This is a genomic window from Sphingopyxis sp. J-6, from assembly GCF_046603995.1.
Classification (GTDB): domain Bacteria; phylum Pseudomonadota; class Alphaproteobacteria; order Sphingomonadales; family Sphingomonadaceae; genus Sphingopyxis.
In genome coordinates, this window is sequence record NZ_CP145810.1 from 517,200 (window position 1) to 540,662 (window position 23,463).

The window sequence follows — 23,463 nt, forward strand, 5'->3', positions numbered from 1 at the left end:
GCCGGTTATATCGTGCTGAGAAACAGGCTGGTTTCACTGTTCTCGACGCCGTCGATCATGCGCACCTCGCGCAGCACGCGGTCGAAGTCCGAAAGGCTTCGCGCGTTGATATCGGCGATGAGATCCCAATTGCCGTTCGTCGTGTGCAGCGTCCGGATTTCGGAAATGCCGCGCAGTTTCTGGATGACCTGCGTGGTCGATCGTCCGCTGACCTCGATCAGCATGACCGCGCGAATGTCGAGATCGTCATAATCCTCGCGCACGCGCACCGTGAAGCCCAGCAACGCCCCGGTGTCGAGCAAGCGGTCCAACCGGTTCTGCACAGTCGCACGGGCCACCCCGAGCGCCCCGGCCAGTTTCGATAGCGAAGCGCGGCCGTCGACGCGCAGATGCGCGATGATGCGGCGGTCGAGGTCGTCGGGGATGAATTTTGCGATGGCCATCAGGATTCTCGGATTTTGGCAAATTGCATAGTGGAGCTATTCAAATTTACCAGATCCGATCAATTTTCAAGTCGAGATGACGATTTCGACAGGCAGGATGCCGCTTTAGGCTGGGCAAGTTCTCGATTTCAAAGGATGTGCCATGCCGACCGCGCCCTCGCCGCTTGCTTATATCCCGTTCGTCAGCGTCGAAAACATGATGCGCTTCGTCCATCATTTCGGCATCGAAAAAATCCTCGTCGAACTCACCGACGCGATCGAAGCCGACTATCGGCGGTGGGACCGTTTCGAGAAAATTCCCCGGCTCGCCTCGCATTCGCGCGACGGCGTGATCGAACTGATGCCGACCTCCGACGGCGAGGCTTTCAGCTTCAAATATGTGAACGGCCATCCGAGCAACACCGCCAAGGGCTTTCAGACCGTCGCCGCTTTCGGGCTGCTCGCGCGCGTCGACACCGGCTATCCGCTCATGCTGACCGAAATGACCCTGCTGACGGCGCTGCGCACCGCCGCGACCTCGGCGATGGTGGCGCGCCACCTCGCGCCGGGCAACGCGAAGGTCATGGCGATGATCGGCAATGGCGCACAGGCCGAGTTTCAGGCACTGGCGATGAAGGCGGTGGTCGGGATCGAGGAGGTGCGGCTTTACGACATCGATGCGAGCGCCACCGCCAAAGCCGCCCGCAATCTAGGCGATAGCGGCCTGCGGGTCGTATCCTGTACCAGCGCGCAGGATGCGATCGAAGGCGCCCAGATCATCACCACCTGCACCGCCGACAAGGCCTATGCGACGATCCTGACCGACAATATGGTTGGATCGGGCGTCCACATCAATGCGATCGGCGGCGATTGCCCGGGCAAGACCGAATTGCACAAAGACATATTGTCGCGCGCCGTCACCTTCGTCGAATTCGAACCGCAAACGCGGATTGAGGGCGAGATCCAGCAGATGGATGCGAGCTATCCGGTCACCGAATTCTGGCGGGTCCTGAGCGGCGACGCCGAGGGCCGGAGCGACGCCCGGCAAATTACGCTTTTCGACAGCGTGGGCTTCGCTACCGAGGATTTCTCGGCGCTCCGCTACATTTATTCGAAATTGCAGGGCACCGATTTTTTCCAGCAGATCGACATTCTCGCTGACCCCGACGATCCGCGCGACCTGTTCGGCATGCTCCAGCGCGCCGCCTAACGCGCTCGATAATTGTCAGGAACGGGGACGAGAGAATGGAACGGCGAAAGATCAGCCTGATCGGGGCTCCGGTCGAATTGGGCGCGGGGCTGCCCGGCTGCGCGATGGGGCCGGGCGCGATGCGGATTTCGGGACTGGCGGCCGCGCTCGCGGCGCTCGGGCACGAGGTCGTCGATGGCGGCGACGCCGTGGCGGCGGCGGTGTCCGGTGTCGGTTTCGGCGGCAATGCGCGTCACGCGCCCAATATCGCCGGATGGACGCGCTCGCTCGAGGAGGTCGCGTACCGGACGTTGCAGGAGGGACGCCTGCCGATCTTCATGGGCGGTGATCATGCGCTTGCCATGGGTACCGTTTCGGGCGCGGCGCGCCATGCGCGCGACGTCGGGCGCCCGCTGTGCGTGATCTGGCTCGACGCGCACGCCGACTTCAACACGCCGATGACATCGGAGTCGGGCAATATGCACGGGATGCCCGTCGCCTATTATTGCGGCGAACCGGGCTTCGACGGCATTCTGGGTGACGATCGCGCCACCGTCGATCCCGCCAATGTCTTCATGCTCGGTATCCGGTCGGTCGACGACCGCGAGCGCCAGTTGATCGCCGAACGCGGCGTGCAGGTCTTCGACATGCGTGCGATCGACGAATTCGGCATTGCGGCGATCGTCCGCCGTATCCTGGCGCATGTCAGAAAAATCGGCGCCATGCTGCACGTCAGCCTCGACGTCGACTTCCTCGATCCGGCCATCGCGCCCGGCGTCGGCACGACGGTGAGCGGCGGCGCCAATCTTCGCGAGGCGCATCTGGTCATGGAGATGCTGTGCGAATCCGGGCTGACCACCTCGATGGATCTCGCCGAACTCAATCCCTATCTCGACGAGCGCGGCAAGAGCGCCCGCCTGCTCACCGACCTCACCGCCAGCCTGTTCGGGCGCAAGGTTCTCGACAAGGTTGCGACTCTGACGACCATCCCCTGAGTGGGCAGCGACCAGCGGCTAGTTGCTGCGCTGGCGGAGGCTCGCAGGAGAAAAGCCGAAGCGGCTTTTGAAGGCGTTCGAAAGATGCGCCTGGTCGGCAAAGCCACACCGATGGGCGATGTCGACCAGCGGCGTGCCGCGGCGCGCGAGGTCCATCGCCGTCGACAGGCGGATGTCGTGCAGAAAGCCGTGCGGCGTGAGGCCGACCTCGCGCTTGAACTCGCGCGCGAAGTGGGCGCAGGAATAGCCGAGCCGGTCGGCCATGTCCTGGACGCCGATCTTCTGCTCCAGATTGCGCTCGATCCAGGCGCGCAGGTCGGCGACCATATAGGGCGCGATGCCGCCGCGCGCCGAAGCGGTGGATGAAGCCGGCGCGCGCTGGTGCAGCGCGAGGATGAAGCTGTCGATCAGCGACTGGGCGAGTGCCCGGTCGCCGCTGGTATCGCGCCGCTCGTAGCAGAGCTGCTCGATCAGCGCCTGAAACAACAAGGTCAGCATCTGGTCGTGGTCCGACCAGCCCAGCGTGTCGTCGGGGCTCCGCCGCGTCCCCAGCGCCGGATGGTCGATGATCGCAAACGCCCAGCGGGTCCACAGATCGTGCCGGATATTGAGCGGCGTGCCCGCCGGGTGGATGAACAATTGATGCGAGGGCAGGGCGGTCGGAACCCACCGGCCATTTTCATGAATTTCGACCGCGATCGGCTGGCCGGTGATCTGCATGCCGATCAGATGGCCCTGCAACGTCAGCGAGCGGACGTCGCAGCCGCGATTGTGCCCGACCTCGAGATGCAGCCCGCGCCAGCCCTTCTGCGCCGAACAGCGTTCGACGACCAGATCCGACTGGTGCCGCGCATAAATGGCGCGATCGCTCTTAAAGAAGCTTCCCAGCATCCTCACCTCCCGCGAGGCCGCGCTTTACCGCGCGGTCCCCGATCCAGTCATCGCGCCATCCCTTCCGCGCGAAGATATCTAGTCAGTCGATTAATTAGCAGGATTCTACAAAATAGCAGGATTCGTCAAGAGCCGAACGCGGAGCCTGCCTAAGAACCGGCTATGAGACCGGCAAACTTCCATTCCCCGCGCATGCCTGCGGCCCCGAAAATGCGCACCCATTTGGACCGTCTTGAGGCGGAGAGCATTCATATCATGCGCGAAGTGCTGGCGGATGCTGTGAAGCCGGTGATGCTTTACAGTGTTGGCAAGGACAGCGCGGTGATGCTGCATCTGGCGCGCAAGGCCTTTTATCCTTCGCCGCCGCCGTTTCCGCTGCTGCATGTCGACACGACGTGGAAGTTCCAGGCGATGTATGACCTCCGCGACCGGATGGCGGCGGAGAGCGGGATGGAGCTCATCGTCTACCAGAACCCCGAGGCGAAGGCGCGGGGGATCAACCCGTTCGACCATGGCCCGCTGCACACCGACATGTGGAAGACCGAAGGGCTGAAGCAGGCGCTCGACCTCCACGGCTTCGACGTCGCCTTCGGCGGTGCACGCCGCGACGAGGAAAAGAGCCGCGCCAAGGAACGCATCTTCTCGTTCCGCACCGCAAGCCACGGCTGGGATCCGAAGAAGCAGCGCCCCGAACTGTGGAACCTCTACAATGCGCGGAAAGCGAAGGGCGAAAGCATTCGCGTCTTCCCGATCTCGAACTGGACCGAACTCGACATCTGGCAATATATCGCGCGCGAGAATATCCCGATCGTGCCGCTCTACTTCGCCGCGCCGCGCCCGACGGTGGAGCGCGACGGCCTGCTGCTGATGGTCGACGACGAGCGCTTCCCGCTCAGGGAAGGCGAAGTGCCGGCCCTCCGCTCGGTGCGCTTCCGCACGCTGGGCTGCTATCCGCTCACCGGCGCGGTCGAGAGCGAAGCGACGACGCTCAGCGAAGTGATCCAGGAAATGCTCCTCACGACCACCAGCGAGCGGCAGGGCCGCATCATCGACAAGGATGGCGGCGACGCCAGCATGGAGAAGAAGAAGCAGGAGGGGTATTTTTGACCCGCCACGTCAATCTTCAGATTGATGAAGGGTCAACCCCCGCGAAGGCGGGGGCCGCCAGCGGCAGAGTACCCATGCCAACGGCCCCCGCCTTCGCGGGGGCGACGAGTAAGGCCATATGACCAAAACATCTACCGATCCTGTTTACGTCACCGACGCGCTGATCGCCGAGGATATCGACGCCTATCTCGAACAGCATCAGCAGAAATCGCTGCTGCGCTTCATCACCTGCGGCTCGGTCGACGACGGCAAGTCGACGCTGATCGGGCGGCTGCTCTATGACTCGAAGATGATCTTCGAGGATCAGCTTGCGGCGCTCGAGGCGGACTCGAAGCGCGTCGGCACGCAGGGACAGGAGATCGACTTCGCGCTGCTCGTCGACGGCCTCGCCGCCGAACGCGAGCAGGGGATCACGATCGACGTCGCCTATCGCTTCTTCACGACGGAGAAGCGCAAGTTCATCGTCGCCGACACCCCGGGGCACGAACAATATACGCGCAACATGGTCACCGGCGCCTCGACCGCCGACCTCGCCGTCATCCTGATCGATGCCAGGAAGGGCGTGCTGACCCAGACGCGGCGCCACAGCTTCCTCGCCCATCTGATCGGCATCAAGCATATCGTGCTTGCGGTGAACAAGATGGACCTTGTCGATTACGACAAGACGGTGTTCGAGCGCATCCTGCTCTCCTACCGCGCCTTTGCGAGCGAGATCGGCATTACGAACTTCACTGCGATCCCGATCTCGGGGTTCAAGGGCGACAATATCACCGCGCTGTCGGACAACACGCCCTGGTACAAGGGCCCGGCGCTGATCGAGCATCTGGAGGCGGTCGAGGTCGGCAGCGCCGCCGACGAGGCGAAACCCTTCCGCATGGCGGTGCAGTGGGTCAACCGCCCCAACCTCGACTTCCGCGGCTTCTCGGGCCAGCTTGCGAGCGGCAAGGTCAGGCCGGGCGACGCGGTGCGTATCCTGCCCAGCGGTAAGACGACGACGGTTGCCCGCATCGTCACCCTCGATGGCGATCTGGGCGAAGCGGTCGCGGGCCAGTCGGTGACGCTGACGCTGGCCGACGAGGTCGACTGCTCGCGCGGCGACGTTATCGCCGCGGCGGACAATCCGCCCGAAGCCGCCGACCAGTTCGAGGCGACTTTGGTGTGGATGGCCGACGAGGCGATGATCCCCGGGCGTGCCTATTGGCTGAAGCTGGCGACGCAGAGCGTCTCGGCGACGGTGCAGGCACCGAAGTATGAGATCAACGTCAACACGCTCGACCATCTCGCGGCGAAGACGCTCGACCTCAACGGCATCGGCGTCGTCGAGCTGTCGACCGACAAGCCGATCACCTTCGAGGCCTATGGCGACAACAGGACGCTCGGCGGCTTCATCCTGATCGACAAGCTGACCAACGCGACGGTCGCGGCGGGCATGCTGCACTTCAGCCTGCGCCGCGCGCAGAATGTCCACTGGCAGGCGACCGACATCGACCGCGACATGCGCGCGGGCCTCAAGAACCAGCGTCCCGCGCTGCTCTGGTTCACCGGCCTCTCGGGCTCGGGCAAGTCGACGATCGCCAACCTCGTCGAGAAGAAGCTGCACCGGATGAACCGCCACAGCTTCCTGCTCGACGGCGATAATGTCCGCCACGGGCTCAACCGCGATCTCGGGTTCACCGAAGCCGACCGGATCGAGAATATCCGCCGCGTCGGCGAGGTCGCGAGGCTGATGACCGACGCCGGGCTGATCGTCATCACCGCGTTCATCAGCCCGTTCCGGGCCGAGCGCGACATGGTCCGCGCCATGCTGCCCGACGGCGAGTTTATCGAGATCTTCGTCGATACCCCGCTCGAAGAAGCCGAGAAGCGCGACGTCAAAGGGCTCTACAAGAAAGCCCGCAGCGGACAACTCAAGAACTTCACCGGTATCGATAGCCCTTATGAGGCGCCCGAAAACCCCGAAATCCGCATCGATACGACGGCCCTGACCCCGGACGCGGCCGCCGACCTCATCGTCGACAGGCTCATCGGATGAGCGCCGCCATGGACGACGCCGCGCTCGCCGCGCATCTCGCCGACTATGCCGGGCGCATCCTGCTCACGGTGCGGGAGTCCGGCCTGTTCGCCGGCAAGGCGCTCGGCAGGGCGGGCGACCAGGTCGCGAACCAGTTCCTGATCGACGCGCTCCGCGAACAGCGCCCCGACGACGGCATCCTCTCCGAGGAAAGCAAGGACACCCCCGACCGGCTCGGCAAGCGCCGCGTGTGGATCGTCGACCCGCTCGACGGCACCCGTGAATATGGCGAGGGGCGCAGCGACTGGGCCATCCATGTCGCGCTCGCCATCGATGGCGCACCCGTGGTCGGCGCGGTCGCCTTGCCCGGCCTCGACGGCGGCGTCGTGCTTGCGACCGATCGCGCGGGTTCGCTCCCCGCGGCCGCCCCGCGCCCGCGCCTCGCGGTCAGCCGCACGCGCCCTGCGGCAGAAGCGCTGGCCGTTGCCGAAAGCCTAGGCGCCGAGCTCGTCCCCATGGGTTCGGCGGGGGCGAAGGCGATGGCGGTCGTGCGCGGCGAGGTCGACATCTATCTGCACAGCGGCGGTCAATATGAGTGGGACAGTGCCGCGCCCGCCGCGGTCGCGCTCGCGCACGGCCTGCATGCCTCGCGCATCGACGGCGCGCCGCTCGTCTACAACCAGCAAGACGTCGCGATGCCCGACCTGCTGATCTGCCGCAAGGAGATGGCGGACAGCCTCGTCGCGGCGTGCCGCAATCCAGACACCAAGGGGAGAGACGAATGACCGGTTTCGATACGGCGGACGGCGCGCGCGCGTTGGCCGCGGCGCGCGCGGAAAGCGGCATCGACCGCGAAGAGCCCGAGGATTTCCGCGCCGCGCTCGATGCCTTCTATCATTTCGCGCGCTGGGGCACCCCGGACGAAGCCGGTTTCGCGCAGCTCGATGCGATGGCGCAGCGCCTCCTCGTTAACCGGCTGCGCTTCGCCGACGACCTCGCGCGCCACCCAGAAATCCTCGACGAGAATGTTGCCGACCCGATCGTCGTCATCGGTTTCCCGCGCAGCGGTACAACCGTGCTGCAGCGCATGATGTCGGCCGACCCCGCGATGCAGTCGCTCAAATTCTGGCGCCTGCTCAACCCCGCTCCCTTCCCGGGCGAGGCGCCGCACGAACCCGGCGGGCGGCTCGCCTTCGCTGAAGCCGTCGCCGATGCGATCCGCACCGGCAATCCCGCGCTCCACGCGGCGCATCCTGCGGTCGCCGACGATGCCGACGAGGACTGGAACCTCCACCATCTGAGCTTCCAGCATGTCGGCCATATCTACACCGGCGTGCCCGACGCCGATTATCTCGAATATCTGCGCACCCTGCCGCGCCGTCCGAGCTATGCCTATGTCGCCGACCTGCTGCGCTATCTGCAATGGCAGGACGGCGGGCGCCGCGGCCGCAAATGGATCCTGAAAAGCCCGGTGCATGTCGGCCATCTCGAGGAGATGCTGGCCTTTCACCCTGGCGCGACCTTCGTCTATCCGCGCCGCGATTTTCGTACCGTCGTCGCCTCTTTCTGCAACGCGCTCGAGGCCGCGCAGCAGCCGCATCTGACGCGCCCGCTCGCCGCGATCGGGCGCATCGCGCTCGAATATTGGGTGCCCGAAATGCACCGCTTCCAGCAGGCGCGCGCCCGGCTGGGCAACCGGCTCAAGATGATCGAGGTCGATTATCGCGACATGCTCGCCGACCCGATCCGGCATATCCGCAGCTTCTATGAACAAGCTGGCATCGCCTTGTCTGATGCGGGCGAAGCCGCGATCCGGACGTGGATCGCCGACAATCCCGCCGGCAAGCACGGCATCAACCAATATTCGCTCGAACGGTACGAACTGACCGAGGCGATGGTCGACGACGCCTTCGGCTTCCTCGACGCCACCCCGAGCACGGAGACCCAGCTACATGTCTGATATTGCAAGCGGCTATGCCCAGTTCCTCGAAGCGGCCCGCGAGGTCGAAGCGATCATTCGCGCCCATCCCGGCACCACCGACGCCGATCTGGCGGAGGGGTATCAGTATCTCGCCGGCATGTGGATTTTCCACGTCGAGCGGGCGTTCAAAAGCTATGATCTGGACCGTCCTGCCTTCGTGCGCGACATGGACAATGTCCGTACCTGGGGCCTGCCGACCCCCGATCATCACTATTACAGCGCCCAGATCGACGGCGGCGGCGTCTATCGCGTGCTGGGGCATCGCGGCAACACCGTCGACTATTGCTTCGAGCTGGTGTCGGGCCTCGCGGGCGACGACGGTGTCGTCGGCGACCGCATCGGCGCACTCGAATCGAGCCGGCTCGAGATCGAGGCCGACGGCCGCTTCGAGCTGTGGATCGGCGGGCCCGAGCGCCCCGGCAACTGGATGAAGAGCGACGATCGCGCGCGCTGCCTGTTCGTGCGTCAGACAGTGAACGACTGGTTGACCGAACAGCCGACTCCGATGCTGATCGAACGCATGGACCAGCCGGTTCCGGTACCCCGCCGCCCGGCGCTGGCCGATGTGCAGCAGCTCTATGCCGTCGCCGCGCGCAACATGATCGACCAGGTCAAATTCCTCGACGATTTCGCGCGCAACTGGACCAAGGTGCTGCCGCTCAACGATTATCCCGCGCCCACCGTCGGCCCCGCCGACGCCGGCTATTTCCCGGGGCAGTTCAACACCAAGGGCCGCTGGGAGGTCCCCGAAGGACAAGCGCTGGTCATCACCATCGAACCCTGCGACGCCAAATATCAGAGTCTCGCACTCGCCCATCCGCGCTGGTTCAACAGCTTCATCCCGCGTTCGGTCCAGTCGAGCATCACCGGCGCCCAGTCGCGCGTGTCGAGCGATGGGCGCTTTCGCTATGTGCTCGCGGGCGAGGATCCGGGGGTGTGGAACTGGCTCGACACGACGGGGGTGGAATCGGGCTTCATCTTCATGCGCTTCCAGCAACTTGCCTCGGGCGTGCCGCCGAGGAAGCCGCTGACCAAGCTCGTGCCGCTGGCCACAGTGAAGGACGAATTTCCCGCCGACGAACCGCGTGTCACGCCCGAGGAGCGTCTTGCGACCGCGCGCCTCCGCCGCCTCGCCGCCGACCGCCGCTATTTTTGAAGGACCGCCGGGCACAGCGTCCGGACCGTAGAATGTCGATTTATAACAGACAGATATGGGGAGAGAGAAGATGATTGTTTCGCACAAAATCTTATATGGTTCGACCGCGATGCTGATCGCGATGGCCGCGCTGCCCGCCGCGGCGCAGACCGACGCGGCGGCGCCCGCCGCCGAGGAGAATGACGGCGGCGACGGCGTTATCGTCGTCACCGCGCAGCGGCGCGAGGAAGCGCTGCAGGACGTGCCGATCGCGGTCTCGGCGTTCCAGGGCGAACAACTCCAGTCGACCGGGATCGACGGCCTCCGGCAATTGTCGCAGATGGCGCCGTCGCTGGTGGTCCCCGAGGGCGGCAGCCAGTCGGTGCCCTATATTCGCGGTGTTGGCAGCCGCAACATCACCCCGGGCAATGAGTCCAGCGCGGCGGTCTACATCGACGGCGTCTATCAGACCGACAAGACGGGAATTTTGCTTCAGACTTTTCCCGAGGTCGAATCGATTCAGGTGCTGCGCGGGCCGCAGGGGACACTGTTCGGGCGCAACGCGACCTCGGGCGCGATCCTGATCTCGACGAAAAAGCCGAGCCAGGATTTCGGCGGCATGGTCGAAGGGACCTTCGGCACCGATGATCGCGGCGCGCGCGCCTATATCACCACCGGGCTCGGCGAAAATCTGGCGTTCAGCGTCAGCGGCTTCTATCGCTACGAGACGCCCTATATCACCAACCGCAACCCGTCGAACGGCATCGGCAAGCGTACCGGCGAGGAGGAAACCTATGGTTTCCGGGCCAATCTGCTCTTCGAAAGCGGCGATTTTTCGGCGCAGCTACAGGGCAATTATATCAAGGGCTATACAACCCCGATCATGGCGATGCAGCCGGCGCCGGGATCGTCTCTCTCGGTCGGCGAGGCGGTGTCTGGGGTCGATATCCGCAGCCCGAAGCGCGCCTATTATGGCGAGGTGCCGCCCGAGGTACGCTACGATAGCTGGGGCACGTCGCTCCACCTCGACTATGATCTCGGCGACGTCGCGATCAGCTCGACCAGCGCCTATACGCGCAGCGGTTCGGGGGTTCAGCTCGACCTCGACCTGTCGCCCGCCCCGGTCTTCTGGTTCGACACCGACCTCAAGGGCCGCACCTGGCAACAGGAATTGCTTGTGTCGTCGAAAGGCAGCTCGCCCTTTCAGTGGCTGCTCGGCGGTTTCTACATCAACTATCGCGACGGCTATACGCAACTCGACCAATATGTCGGCCTTCCGGTCCCGGCCAAACTCCAGCCGCATGCCATCCCGCAGCGGCTGCTCGAACTGTCGGCGCTCGGCCTCGGGCCGACGTCGGGGCTCGCCTATATCGACCTCAGCACTTTCGTGAAAATCGAATCGGTCGGCCTGTTCGGCGAGGCGTCCTATGAGTTCGGGCAGGGGACCAAGATCACTGCGGGGCTGCGCTACACCGACGAGACCGCGACGCTCGACGAGGACAATGGCAAGGTCACCTATGTCCCCGACGGCACGGGCGGGGTCATCGCGATCCCGCAGACGATCGGCGACGTCTGCACTGCCGATCCGTTGTGCGACGGGCTGAGCACCGGCTTCTCGGAACTGACCTATCGCCTCGTGCTCGACCATAAGTTCTCGGACGATTTCCTCGTTTATGCGAGCTACAACCGCGGCTTCAAGAGCGGGGTCTATAACATCTCCTCGCTGTCGGCGCGCGCGACCGAGCCCGAGACGATCGACGCATTCGAGGTCGGGCTGAAGTCGCAATTGTTCGACCGCAAGCTGACGCTCAACCTCGCGGGCTATTATTATAAATATGACAATCTGCAGGTTCCGGTCGTCGATCCGGCGACCAACACGCAGATTTCGATCAACGCGGCGAAGGCGACCATTTCGGGGTTGGAAGCCGAAATGTCGTTCCGGCCCGACGACCGGTTGACGCTGTCGGGCAGCTTCTCGACCTATTTCAAATCGGAATATGACAGCTTCCCGAACTGCGAAATCTATCGCCCCGCGGGGGTCGGGCTGGCGCTGGCGACCAACGCCGATTGTTCGGGCGAGGATCTGCCCGTCACGCCGAATATCATGGCCAGCGTGTCGGCGAACTACAAGCTGCCGCTGGGCGCCGCGGGCGAGCTCGAACTGGCGGGTCTGCTCAGCTACACCGACAAGTTCGACCATGCGACGCACGGTTTCTATCCCGCCGGGATCGATGCCGGCGGCAATCCCTATCCGGCGGGAGAAGGCAGGGCGCCGGTCCAGAAGGCGCTGACGACGCTCAACCTCTCGGCGACCTTCCGGCCGCTTAAGGACAATTTCTACGTCACCGTCTGGGGCCGCGACCTGCTGAATCAGGGCGACCGCGTGTTCCGCAACATGCAGACGACGACATTCGGCTATTCGACGGCGCTAGGCCGCGGGATCACCGGGGGCGTCACGATCGGCTTCAAATTCGGTTCGTGACGGCGTGACGAGGCGGCGGGGCGGCGATGAGGCGATAAGGGCATCGCCGGCCGTCCCGCCGCCTTAGTCGTTCATGCCGGTACGGATCAATTCTCGGCAGGCGCATCGCGCAGGATGATGTCGGCGGCGCGCCATGCCATCGCCATCGTCGGGCCGTTGGTGTTGCCCGACGGGATCGCCGGCATGATCGAGGTGTCGATGATGCGCAGGCCCGCGACGCCGCGCACGCGGAGGGCCGGATCGACGACCGAAGCCTCGTCCTTGCCCATCCGGCAACTGCCCACCGCATGATAGCCGCAGGTACCGAACCGGTCATAGGCGTCGAGGATTTCGGCATCGGTATCGAAGGCGGGGCCCGGGAGCGTTTCCTCGGCGATCATGCTGCGCAGCGGTTCCTGCCGCGCATAGTCGCGCATCACGCGCACCGCACCGGCCATTGCGGCGCGATCCTCTTCGGTGTCGCGATAGTTGGGCCTGAAACTCGCCGCCGTATCGGGATCGCGTGTCGCGATATGGATGCTGCCGCGCGAGGTCGGGCGCAGCGGATAGATGACTGCGTTGATCCCCGGGTGTTTTTCGAGCGCGGTGCGCTGTTTCTCCATGTCGAAGCTGAACGGCGCGATCAGCATCTGGACGTCGGGGCGGTTGAGCCCGGGGCGCGACTTGAACCAGCCGCCGATCTCGTAGGCCGCAGCCGACATCGGCCCGTCGCCGGTCAGATAATATTGGAGCGTCGCGAGCAGCAGGCGCCAGCCGCCGAAGACGCGGTTCTGCGAGAGGGCCGCTTTCGTCAGCTTCCACTGCATGATGATGCCGCGATGTTCGATCAGCCCTTCGCCGACCTGCGGACTATGGTGGACGAGCGGGATATCGAGCGCGGCGAGGCGGTCCTTGTCGCCGACCCCCGAGCGTTCGAGGATCGCCGGGCTCGCCATTGCGCCGCCGCAGAGGATGACCTCATGCGACGCGTCGATCCGCTCGCGCGCGCCGTTGTGGACGACCTCGACCCCCACCGCGCGGGTGTCGTCGAAGATCACGCGGTCGACGGTGCGCTCGGTGAGGACGGTGAGATTGGGTCGCTTTTCGGCGGGGCGCAGGAAGGCTTGCGCGGCGCTTTGCCGCTTGCCCTTGAAGATGGTGCGCGGAGCGTAGCCGATCGCGACCTGGTCGTCGGGGGCGTTGACGTCGCGTTTGTTCGCCCAGCCCATCGCTTCGCCCGCCGCAATCTGCGCGTCCGAAATCGGCAGGCGTTGGGTGGGCATCGAAATCTTCATCGGCCCCGCGTCGCCGCGTGTTTCGGCGGCGCCAAGTTCGTGATTTTCGAAGGCACGATAGGCGGCGCCGATATGCGCCCAGCTCCAGTCGTCACTCGATTTCTCCGCGATCGCGTCGAAATCGGCAGGCTGGCCACGGACATACATCATGCCGTTGACCGACGACGATCCGCCGAGCACGCGTCCGCGCACCCACGCCTCGGACTGGCCGGCGGTCGACGCCTCGGGCTCGCTCATATGCACCCACAGATGCTTCGGATCCTGCATCACCTTGGCGAGTCCCTTGGGCATCGAAATGAAGGGATGGCGGTCGCGCGGCCCCGCTTCAATCAGCGCGACCTTCAGGCGCGGATTCTCGGACAGGCGATAGGCGAGGACGCAGCCGGCGGCACCGGCGCCGCAGATAATATAGTCGAAGACCATCGCTTTATCCCCTCGATTCCGGCCGGTTTTGCGGCGCTATCGATTCCGTCATAAAAAACTATTGTCATTAGGTAAAGGGTCGAATAGGCTGATGCCAACGAAAAGGAGAGGATCTGCGATATGGGTGAAGTTCGTGAAATTGCGCGCCCCGCCCGCAAACTGACGACGCTCGCCGACCTGACGCCGAGCCAGATCGAGGCGATCCGGAAAATCCCCGCCGAAAAGGATGCGGTGGTCGTTCCCTTCGGTTCGACGCGCCCCAACGCCATCTTCACCGGTCAGGCCCGCTACGACCGCGAACAGGAGCGGATTTTCCGCCGCTATCCGGTTCCCGTCACCGTCTCGGCGCTGCTCGAACCCGGCAGCATCGTCGCCAACGACAGCTATGGTTTCCCGATGCTCGTCTCACGCACCCGCGACGGTGTCATCAAAGCCTTCGTCAATGCGTGCCAGCACAAGGGTTCGAAGATCATCGAGGATTGCGCGGTCCACAAGCAGGGCCGCATGACCTGTCCCTATCACGCCTGGACCTATGGCATCGACGGCAAGCTGATCGGCGTGTCGCGCAGCGAGGCTTTCCAGGGCCTCGACAAGAGCCAGCGCGGGCTGATCGAGCTCGAGGCGCGCGAGTGGGGCGGCATCGTCTATGTTCAGCTCAACCGCGACATCCCGGCCGACTGGTCGAACCTGTCGCAGCAGGTTGCCGACGATTTCGACGCGCTCGGTATCCCCTCGGCGCATGTCTATGGCCGTAAGAGCTTCGACCTCAACGCCAACTGGAAGGTCGTGCTCGAACCCTTTCTCGAGGGCTACCATGTCCAGCGGCTCCACGCCGCGTCGATCGGCGACCGCTTTCAGGATGCGCCGAACATTGTCGACATGTTCGGGCCGAACATCCGGCAGGTGTCGGGGCGCATCGGCTATGTCCCCGAAATGCTCGACGAGGATCCGGCGGCGAATGTCCACAAGCTGGTGACGCATGCCTATACGGCCTTCCCCAACTGCGTCGTGGTGACCAGCCAATATTATACCAGCGTGATGCTCCTGATGCCGCGCGGCCCCGATCGCACGACGGTCGAATATTTCATGCTGACCCCCGAAGCCGCGGCGACGCCTAAGGCTGAGGAGGTGTTCGCGCGCTCCTACGAACTGATCCTCGGTGTGTTTGGGGGCGAGGATTTCCGCGCTGCCGAGATCAGCCAACAGGGGCTGAACGCGGGTGTGCCCGAAGAGACGATCTATTGCGGGCTCGAGACCAATATCATCCGCTATTATGAAGAGATCGAAGCACTGCTGTAATTGACGAACCGGCACCAGACCGGACGGAGAGGGACCTAATGGCGCAGACTTTGCCGGGCGCGATGGATTGGTGGGCGCGGATGCGGCCGGAGCAGCCTGCGGTGGTGCTCGGCGGCGACCGGCTGAGCTATGGCGAATATAAGGACTGGTCCGACCGGGTGGCGGCGATGCTGGAGGCCGATGGCTTGCAGCCCGGCGACCGTGTCGCGATCTGCTCGACCAACAGTCTTGCCTATTGCGCGCTGATCATGGGGATCATCCGTGCGGGCGGCATCGTCAATCCGGTCAACTTCCGTTTCACCCCGCGCGAAATCCGCGAGCTTTGCGAGACGACCGAACCGCGTTTCGCTTTCGCGGCGCCCGAGTTCGCGGCGAATGTCGAGGCGTCGGGGCTGACCCCGCGTCCGATGGCGGAGATCGAGGCGCTGCGCCATGCGGCGCCCGCCCTGCCCAAGCATGATCCGGTGCCCGATGCGCCCGTGGTCATCATCGCGACGAGCGGATCGACCGCCAAGCCCAAGGGGGTGGTCTTCACCAACCGCTCGATGACCGCCTATGCCGCCTGCTGGGCGGTCGAGGAGACGTCGTCCTCGCCGGGGTCGCGCGTGATTACGCTCGCACCGCTCAACACCTCGGCGGGCTTCGTCCAGCTCGTCCATTATACGGTGCAGGGTTGCACCGTTTACATGGAGCCTGCCTTCGTCCCCGATGCGATCCTGCAACTGATCCAGGACGAGAGGATCAGCTGTTTCGGCGGCGTGCCGACCTTCTTCGAGGCGATCACGCGCTGTCCCGGTTTCGCCGATGCCGACCTGTCGTCGATCCGCCTCGCGACCGCGGGCGGGGCCCGGGTGAGCCGGCAATTGCTCGACACCTGGAAGGCCAAGGGGATCACGATCCGGCAGATTTACGGCCAGACCGAAGTCGGCGGCAATGCGACGATGATGCCCGAGCATCTGGCGATCGAGGAGCCCGAAAAATGCGGCTGGGGGGGCGTCTTCATGGACCTGCGCGTCGTGCGCCCCGACGGCAGCGATTGCGACCCGGGCGAACCCGGCGAGATATTGATGCGATCGCCCGGGATGATGCAGGGCTATTGGCGCAACCCGGAGGAGACCGCCAAAGCGATCCGCGATGGCTGGCTCCATTCGGGTGACATCGGCACGCTCGACGAGCGCGGGCTTCTGACCTTCGTCGACCGGATGAAGGATCTGATCATCTCGGGCGGGCTCAACATCTCGGCCGCCGAGGTCGAGCGCGTGGTGTGCGAATTCCCCGGGGTGATCGAGGCGCTTGCGATCGCCGCGCCCGATCCCAAGTTCGGCGAGACGCCTTTCGTCGTCTACCACGGGGCAGCCGAGGTCGATGTCGCGGCGCTGATCGCTCACTGCAACACCAATCTCTCCAATTACAAGGTGCCGCGCTACGTCGCTTTTTCGGCCGATCCGCTGCCGCGGCTCGCGACCGGCAAATTGTCGAAACCCGCGGTGCGCGAAGCCTATGCCGGCGCGCATGAAACGATGGAGCGCGTCAGATGAGGAGCCCAGGATGACTGCTGCCCAGCTCGCCGCCGCGCCGGTGCCGCCGCATATCCCGGCGCATCTGGTGTTCGATTTCGACATCTATGCCGACCCGCGGATCGGAGAGGATGTGCAGGGAACCTATGCGGCCGCACTCGAGGACGCACCGGGCATTTTCTGGACGCGGCTCAACGGCGGACACTGGATCGTCAAGAGCTTCGACGCGATCAGCCAGATCGTGCTCGATCCCGAGCATTTCTCGGTACGCGAGATGCAGATTCCGCGGGTCCAGAATCCGCCGTTCATGATCCCGCTGAGCCTCGATCCGCCCGAAAACCTGCCCTATCGCCGTGCGATGATGCCGATGTTCGGACCCGCCGCGATCAAGGCGCTCGAACCGCGGATCCGCGAATGGGCCGCCGAGTTTGTCGAGGGGGTCGCCGACAAGGGCGCCTGCGACTTCCAGGCCGATGTGTCGAAGGTCTTTCCGGTCAGCGTGTTCATGGAACTGATGGGCATGGACCTCGCGCGGTTGCAGGATTTCCGTCATCTCGCCGAGGATTTCTTCTCGGCGCAGAATGACGAAGCCGAGCTAGGCCGGTTGAGTGCGCTGATCCTCGGCGAGCTCAAGGGGCTGATTGCGGAGAAGCGTGCGGTTCCCGACGGCAAGCTGATGTCGCATTTCATCACCGTCGATGTCGACGGGCGCACGATGAGCGACGACGAGATATTGGCGATGAGCTTCGTGCTCTTCCTCGGCGGCATGGATACGGTGACCAATGTGACCGGCTTCGCCTTTCAACAGCTCGCGCAGATGCCCGAGGTTCAGGCGCGGCTCGCCGCCGACCCGTCGCTGATCCCGGCCTTCGCCGATGAGGCGGTGCGGCTCTATGGCGTCGTCAACACGCCGCGACTGGTGGTGCAGGACCAGCAGATCGGCGAGGCCCGGTTTCGCGAAGGCGAGATGGTGCTCAATGTCCTCTGTCTCGGCAGCCGCGACCCGGCGAAGTTCGAGCAGCCGAACATCTTCGATCTCGACCGCAAGAAGACCGCGCATCTGACCTTTTCGTCGGGGCCGCATCTGTGCGTCGGCCATGTCCTCGGCCGCGCCGAACTGCGCATCCTGACCGAGGAATGGGTGAAGCGCGTCCCCGCTTTTCGTGCGGTTCCCGGCGAGAAGCACGGCTTTCGCATCGGGACGGTGATGGCGCTCGAATCGCTGCCGGTCGAATGGGATATCGCGGACTGAGCTAGTCGGTCTCGCCGAGTGGCGCGCCGATCGTATCGGTGCCGAGCCGGCGACGCACCCCGACAAGAAACATCCGCAGCGCCTCGACGAACATCTCCTCGTCGCCGAAAGGATTGTCGTCCACGGCCTTCGCAAAATTCGGATATTTGGCGGCATCGACCGGCGGGATCACCGGGATCCCGCGCACCTGCGCCGACGCCTCGAACAGCGCGGTGCCGAAAGTGTACTTCTCGATCGCGTCGATCACCGTCAGGTGGATCGAGGGGGGATAGGGTTCCTCGGATGCCGCCCGCTCATAGGCGGCGAGCAACAAATGGCGCGGGAAATAGCGTAGCATCAGCGGTGCGGCATTGGGGTGCTTGAGCAAGGCGCGGCGGGTGACGACGCAGCGCGCGATGATCTGTTCTTCGAAGGACTGGGACGGATCGTTCACGGTGGGGATGCGCACGAACATCATGCGCGCCACTTCCTGCAGCAGCTCCGACTTGTCCTTGAAATGGTGATAGAGCGAGGGCGGACGTACGCCGAGCTTTTGCGCCACGAGATTGAGGCTCAACTCTTCGAGCCCGGCCTCGTCGATGACTTCCAGCGCGGCCTCGGCCGCATTGGCGCGCGATATCAGCGGTTTGGATGGTCGTGCCAAAGATTGTTTCCCCTTGCCCGGTTGCTCATGGCAGTGAGGCGCCGCCAGCGCCAGTGCTAAAGCCGTCGTCCGGTTGCACATGTTCAATCTATTGACGTTAGGTAAGCGCGGGGTCATTGTCGAGACCGAGGAGAGAAAAGCGATGGCAGATCGTCTGAAGCGCAGCGTTTTCGTATCGGCCGACGGCGTCAAGCTGGTCGGCGATCGGGGCGGGGCCGCCGATGCGCCGTGCGTCGTGCTGTTGCACGGTGGCGGGCAGACGCGGCACAGCTGGAGCCGCGCGGTCGACAGTCTGATCGGGGCGGGGCTGCAGGTGATCAACTTCGACGCGCGCGGACATGGCGACAGCGATTGGTCGCCAAGCGGCGCTTATGCATTGAGCGACCGGGCGGCCGATCTTCGCGCGGTGGTCGCGGACCTTGGCGTGCCGTTCGTGCTCGTCGGCGCATCGCTCGGCGGCGCGACGGCCATACAGGCGGTGCATGAGGGGTTGCGGCCGGCGGGGGTGGTGCTCGTCGATATCGTGCCCGAGCCCGATCCGCGCGGGATCGAACGCATCGTCGGGTTCATGCACGGGCACCGCGGCGGCTTTGCGAGTATCGACGAGGCGGCGGCGGCGGTCGCGGCCTATAATCCCCAGCGTGCGCGGCCGGCCGATGCCGGCGGCTTGATGAAGAATCTACGTCCGCGCGACGACGGGCGCCTCTATTGGCACTGGGATCCGCGCATCCTCGATACTGCGCCGACGACGCATCATATTGTCGTCGAACGCGCGACCGAGACATTGGGCGCATTGGTCGACATCCCGGTCCTGCTGGTCCGGGGCCTGTCGAGCGACGTGGTGAGCGAGGCCGGGATCGCCGCCTTTCGGCGACAGGTGCCGCGTCTCGAAATTCTCGACGTGCAGGGCGCCGGGCACATGGTCGCGGGCGATCGCAACGATGCTTTTAATGACGGCGTGATTGCCTTTGCGAAGCGGCTGCTCGTGCCTGCTGCCTGATATCTCAATAGAAATAAGATATTGATTTAACGCAATATATATTGCGGGTTTCAAAAACCTTATGACGTTAAATTTGCGATTGACTTTAAATCTAATGACTGTAGGTTAATTCCCAAGGCCGCAGATGATGGCCTCATCTTTGGGAGGAGACGGTCATGGATCGCACATTTTCGCGTCCTGCAATTCGCTACGCTTGCCTGGCATCGGTTATCGCGCTCGCGGCGGTCGCCGCACCGGCTTCTGCCCAGGACGATCCGGCTGCTCAGGCGCCGGCTGACGAGGCGACGACCGGCAGCATGGCCGACAGCGAAATCATCGTCACCGCCCGCCGCCGCGACGAGCGTCTGATCGACGCGCCCGTGGCGATCACCGCGCTGGGCGGCGCGGCGCTCGACAATTATGCGGTCACCGAATTCAACGATATCGCGCAGCTTGTGCCGACGATGGTGGCAGGCAAGGCGGCGTCGGGTTCGTCTGCGAGCATCTTCCTGCGCGGCGTCGGTTCGACCGCGCTCAGCGCCGGGTTCGATCAGTCGGTGTCCTTCGTCGTCGACGGCATGCCGATGAGCCGCGGCCGCGAGATCGGGCTCAGCCAGTATGACGTCCAGCGCGTCGAGGTGCTCAAGGGTCCGCAGGCGCTGTTCTTCGGCAAGAATGCGACGGCAGGCCTGATCTCGGTCACCACCAACAACCCGCGCGACGTATTCGAGGCGGGGCTCAAGCTCGGCTACGGCTTCGAGGCGAAAGAGAAATATGGCGAGGGCTACATCTCGGGCCCGCTCGCCGAAGGGCTGCGCGCACGGCTGGCCTTCCGCATTTCGGACAGCGAGGGCGCCTTCACCAACACGGCGGCCGAAACCTATATCGATCCGTTCGGCCTCGAACGGCATCGCAACAGCAAGAATCGCGGCTATGGGCGGACCTACAGCGGTCGCGCGACGATCGAATGGGACGCGACCGACAATCTGACCTTCCAGGTCAAGACCGGCTACACCGACCAGAAAGACGGCGGCCCGACCGACATCATCGAACGCATCTGCGGCGGCGGGCGTACTGTGCCATTCGCGGCGAACGGCATCCCGCCCAGCCCCAACGCCGATTGCGTCATCAACGGCCGGTCGGACAGCTCGACGATCCCGGTCGAGGTGGCAGAACTCGATTACCGCTACGCCGGCGACGGGCGCATGTATTCGCGGCTGAAATCGGGTTTCGGCATCCTGACAGCGACGCTGACCAGTGACGTGTTCGATGTGACCTCGATCACCTCCTACTACCGGTTCAAGCAGACCGACCTCAACAATGTGTCGGGCGAGGCCTATCCGGCGACCTTCTCGCAGCTCGCCGATTATCGCCAGACGTCGGAAGAACTGCGCTTCCAGTCGAAATGGGACGGGCCGGTCAATGTGCTGTTCGGGCTGTTCGCGTCGAGCAACAAGTTCATCTTCAACACCGACGCCTATATCTTCCCGCTACCCGCGGTCGCGGCGGGCACGACCTATGTGACCTTCAAGCGCGACAATGGTTTCAAGGGCAGTTCGATGTCGGCGTTCGGCGAAGTGACGGCGAACCTGTCCGATGCGATCGAGCTCGCGGCGGGCGCGCGCTACAGCTATGAATCGCGCGACAGCTTCCAGCAGTCGCTTGCCGCCAATCCGGCCTTTGCCGGTGCCTTTCCCGGCGGGATTCGCGTCGACGACCGCTACCGCGAGAGCGACGTCTCGCCGCAAGTCACGCTACGTTACAAGCCATCGCGCGACCTGACCTTCTATGCTGCGTACAAGGAGGGCTTCAAATCGGGTGGTTTCAACATCTCGCAGACTCTGACTGCAGGTGTCCCCCCTGAGCAGCGCCTCACGGGGGGCCAGTTCGGCGCCGAGCGCGCCCGCGGCGGCGAAGTCGGCGCGCGCGCAATTCTGATGGGCGGCGCGCTGTCGCTCAACGCCACCGCTTATTATTACGACTATCTCGACCTGCAGGTGCAGAATTTCGATCCGGTGACGATCGGGCAGGTGGTGGCGAACGCCGGCACGCTGCGCGTCAAGGGCATCGAGGGCGATTTCAACTGGCGTTCGGGCGGCTTCTCGCTGCGCGGCGCAGCGGCGTACAACAATGCGACCTACAAGGATTATGTCGGCCAATGCTATGGCGGCCAGACGATTGCACAGGGCTGTAACCTGCTTCAGCCGGCGCCCGGGGCTGCTTTCACCAGTCAGGATTATGACGGACTGACGCCGCCCAAGGCGCCGCGCTTCGCCGGCCGTCTCGGCGCAAGCTATGAGGTCGAGCTGTCGGGTTCGGGACTGCGGCTCGAGGCGAGCGGCGACATGAGCTATTCGTCCAAATATAATTTCTCGGACACGCTGCGCCCCGACGCAATCCAGCCGAGTTTCACCAAGTTCGATGCGTCGTTGCGGCTGAAAGGCCCCGAGGATCGTTGGACCCTCGCGCTGATCGGGCGTAACCTCAGCAACAAATATGTCGTGACCGGCGGTTCGGAAATCCCGTTCACCGGGGGGACCGGCACGGGCACCGCAGGACCGGGCGTGCTCAGCGATCTGTCGGCCTTCGTCGACAATCCGCGCGAATTCTACATCGAAGCATCCGTGAAATTCTGATGTCCGGAACGACATGGAGCCCGGCACCGCGCAAGCGGGCCGGGCTCATGCTGTTGGCGTTGTTGGCCACGACGGTTCCGGCAGAGGCCAAGCCATCCGATGTCGGCGACGGCGGCGTGCCGTCCTTCTATCGCTGGTCCGGCGCTTTGCCGGACGAAGCGGGCGTGGTGCTTGCGGAAGAACCTTTGCCGGCGGAGTTCTCCGTCGCGACGGCGGGCAAGGCCGTGCGCATCCTCTACACCGCCCGCGACGGGATCAGCGACAAGGGCGTGGTGCCGGTGTCGGCGGCGCTGTTCCTGCCGCGTGGGGCGCCGCCGGAAGGCGGTTGGCCGGTCATGGCGTGGGCGCACGGCACCACCGGCATCGCCGATATCTGCGCGCCGTCGGCGCGTCCGCGCGGCGAACGCGACAGCCGCTATATCGCAAGCTGGCTCGACGCCGGTTTCGCGGTGGTGGCGAGCGACTATCAGGGGCTCGGCACGCCCGGCATCCATCCCTATTCCAATTATCGCGCCAGTTCGTACAGCCTGCTCGACAGCGCGCGGGCGATCATCGGGGACCGTTATGGCGCCGCCAATGCCGTCGTCCTCGTCGGGCAATCGCAGGGCGCCGGAACGGTGGTCGCGGCGGCCGGCTACGCGCCGTCCTACGCGCCCGACCTGCAAGTTCGCGGCGTGGTCGCGACGGGCGCGCCGAACCTGTCGCGCGAGGCGATCGAGAGCGGGCTCGCGTCGAGCGCGACCGACGTCATGGTCACCGGCGCCTATTCGATGATTGGCTACGAGCTGACGCGCACCCACGCCGATCTCGATGCCGATGCGGTGTTCACCGAAGCGGGGCGCGAGATCGAGACGATGGTCGGTTCGGCGTGCCTGCCCGATCTGATGAAGGCCGCCGCCGCGCGCAATCTCGATCCGTCGAAGGCGTTTCGGCCGGGCATGCTCAAGCGGCTCTGGGATACGGACGTGGAACTGCGCTCCTTCCCGACGCTCGATCTGAAGTCGCCGGTCTTTTTCGGCATCGGCGCGGCCGACACCGCGGCGTTGCCGATGACGACGCTGATGCTGGTCAACACCCTGTGCAGCCGCGGCAACGTCGTCGAGGCGCATATCTACAAGGACAAGGACCATTCGGGCGTCGTCAACGCCGCCGCCGCCGATGCGGTCGCCTTTGCCAGGTCGGTGGTCGCGGGGCGGCCGATCGCGGCGACCTGCAAGCCCTGACCGG

At 64.6% G+C, this 23,463-nt stretch carries 18 protein-coding genes; 14 read left to right on the plus strand and 4 right to left on the minus strand.

The window, feature by feature from the left end; translation table 11 throughout:
* Nucleotides 1-5 precede the first annotated feature (5 nt).
* Complete coding sequence (locus V6U71_RS02690) at nucleotides 6-443, minus strand: Lrp/AsnC family transcriptional regulator (protein WP_054724721.1); 438 nt, start codon at nucleotides 441-443, stop codon at nucleotides 6-8.
* A gap of 142 nt (nucleotides 444-585) precedes the next feature.
* On the opposite strand from V6U71_RS02690, the gene V6U71_RS02695 reads away from it, so the two are divergent.
* Nucleotides 586-1,632 (plus strand): ornithine cyclodeaminase, encoded by a 1,047-nt coding sequence (locus V6U71_RS02695; protein ID WP_411340880.1) that lies wholly within the window; start codon nucleotides 586-588, stop codon nucleotides 1,630-1,632.
* Between the two features lie 35 nt (nucleotides 1,633-1,667).
* Nucleotides 1,668-2,606 (plus strand): arginase, encoded by a 939-nt coding sequence (gene rocF / locus V6U71_RS02700; protein WP_411340882.1) that lies wholly within the window; start codon nucleotides 1,668-1,670, stop codon nucleotides 2,604-2,606.
* Between the two features lie 18 nt (nucleotides 2,607-2,624).
* Here the strand turns inward: rocF and V6U71_RS02705 are convergent, their stop codons facing one another.
* Nucleotides 2,625-3,497: a helix-turn-helix domain-containing protein gene (locus V6U71_RS02705; RefSeq protein WP_411340883.1), complete on the minus strand. Its 873-nt coding sequence runs from the start codon at nucleotides 3,495-3,497 to the stop codon at nucleotides 2,625-2,627.
* 210 nt (nucleotides 3,498-3,707) lie between these two features.
* Here V6U71_RS02705 and cysD point away from each other — a divergent pair, with 210 nt between their 5' ends.
* From cysD to V6U71_RS02735, 6 genes are all read left to right on the plus strand, one after another.
* Entirely contained in the window at nucleotides 3,708-4,604 is an 897-nt protein-coding gene (cysD, locus tag V6U71_RS02710; protein WP_411340884.1) for a sulfate adenylyltransferase subunit CysD, read from the plus strand.
* A 118-nt stretch (nucleotides 4,605-4,722) separates the two neighbouring features.
* Nucleotides 4,723-6,636 (plus strand): sulfate adenylyltransferase subunit CysN, encoded by a 1,914-nt coding sequence (gene cysN / locus V6U71_RS02715; RefSeq protein ID WP_411340885.1) that lies wholly within the window; start codon nucleotides 4,723-4,725, stop codon nucleotides 6,634-6,636.
* A complete protein-coding gene (locus V6U71_RS02720; protein ID WP_411340886.1) occupies nucleotides 6,633-7,400 on the plus strand; it encodes a 3'(2'),5'-bisphosphate nucleotidase CysQ in 768 nt (255 codons plus the stop codon). Before cysN ends, V6U71_RS02720 begins: the two co-directional genes overlap by 4 nt.
* Nucleotides 7,397-8,575: a sulfotransferase family protein gene (locus V6U71_RS02725; protein WP_411340887.1), complete on the plus strand. Its 1,179-nt coding sequence runs from the start codon at nucleotides 7,397-7,399 to the stop codon at nucleotides 8,573-8,575. Before V6U71_RS02720 ends, V6U71_RS02725 begins: the two co-directional genes overlap by 4 nt.
* On the plus strand, nucleotides 8,568-9,752 hold the full coding sequence (locus tag V6U71_RS02730) for a hypothetical protein (RefSeq protein ID WP_411340888.1): 1,185 nt from the start codon (nucleotides 8,568-8,570) through the stop codon (nucleotides 9,750-9,752). Before V6U71_RS02725 ends, V6U71_RS02730 begins: the two co-directional genes overlap by 8 nt.
* Nucleotides 9,753-9,861: 109 nt before the next feature.
* Nucleotides 9,862-12,213, plus strand: a complete 2,352-nt coding sequence (locus V6U71_RS02735; RefSeq protein WP_411340889.1) for a TonB-dependent receptor — start codon at nucleotides 9,862-9,864, stop codon at nucleotides 12,211-12,213.
* 86 nt (nucleotides 12,214-12,299) lie between these two features.
* Here V6U71_RS02735 and V6U71_RS02740 read toward each other — a convergent pair whose 3' ends face one another.
* Nucleotides 12,300-13,910, minus strand: a complete 1,611-nt coding sequence (locus tag V6U71_RS02740; RefSeq protein ID WP_411340890.1) for a GMC family oxidoreductase — start codon at nucleotides 13,908-13,910, stop codon at nucleotides 12,300-12,302.
* Between the two features lie 120 nt (nucleotides 13,911-14,030).
* Here V6U71_RS02740 and V6U71_RS02745 point away from each other — a divergent pair, with 120 nt between their 5' ends.
* The 3 genes from V6U71_RS02745 to V6U71_RS02755 are packed head-to-tail and all read left to right on the plus strand — an operon-like array spanning nucleotide 14,031 to nucleotide 17,978.
* Nucleotides 14,031-15,209 carry an aromatic ring-hydroxylating oxygenase subunit alpha gene (locus tag V6U71_RS02745; protein ID WP_411340891.1) on the plus strand — a complete coding sequence of 393 codons (1,179 nt, stop codon included), beginning with the start codon at nucleotides 14,031-14,033 and terminating at the stop codon, nucleotides 15,207-15,209.
* Nucleotides 15,210-15,247: 38 nt separating this feature from the next.
* Nucleotides 15,248-16,747: a class I adenylate-forming enzyme family protein gene (locus V6U71_RS02750; RefSeq protein WP_411340892.1), complete on the plus strand. Its 1,500-nt coding sequence runs from the start codon at nucleotides 15,248-15,250 to the stop codon at nucleotides 16,745-16,747.
* A 10-nt stretch (nucleotides 16,748-16,757) separates the two neighbouring features.
* Complete coding sequence (locus V6U71_RS02755; RefSeq protein WP_411340893.1) at nucleotides 16,758-17,978, plus strand: cytochrome P450; 1,221 nt, start codon at nucleotides 16,758-16,760, stop codon at nucleotides 17,976-17,978.
* Nucleotide 17,979: 1 nt separating this feature from the next.
* Here the strand turns inward: V6U71_RS02755 and V6U71_RS02760 are convergent, their stop codons facing one another.
* Nucleotides 17,980-18,813, minus strand: a complete 834-nt coding sequence (locus V6U71_RS02760; protein WP_149037684.1) for a TetR/AcrR family transcriptional regulator — start codon at nucleotides 18,811-18,813, stop codon at nucleotides 17,980-17,982.
* Between V6U71_RS02760 and V6U71_RS02765 the strand changes: the two genes are divergently transcribed.
* From V6U71_RS02765 to V6U71_RS02775, 3 genes are all read left to right on the plus strand, one after another.
* Nucleotides 18,764-19,621 carry an alpha/beta fold hydrolase gene (locus tag V6U71_RS02765; protein ID WP_411340894.1) on the plus strand — a complete coding sequence of 286 codons (858 nt, stop codon included), beginning with the start codon at nucleotides 18,764-18,766 and terminating at the stop codon, nucleotides 19,619-19,621. The genes V6U71_RS02760 and V6U71_RS02765 overlap by 50 nt on opposite strands.
* Before the next feature lie 155 nt (nucleotides 19,622-19,776).
* Nucleotides 19,777-22,236: a TonB-dependent receptor gene (locus V6U71_RS02770; protein WP_411340895.1), complete on the plus strand. Its 2,460-nt coding sequence runs from the start codon at nucleotides 19,777-19,779 to the stop codon at nucleotides 22,234-22,236.
* A complete protein-coding gene (locus V6U71_RS02775) occupies nucleotides 22,236-23,459 on the plus strand; it encodes a lipase family protein (protein ID WP_411340896.1) in 1,224 nt (407 codons plus the stop codon). The genes V6U71_RS02770 and V6U71_RS02775 overlap by 1 nt, the downstream gene beginning before the upstream one ends.
* The last annotated feature ends 4 nt before the right edge of the window (nucleotides 23,460-23,463 follow it).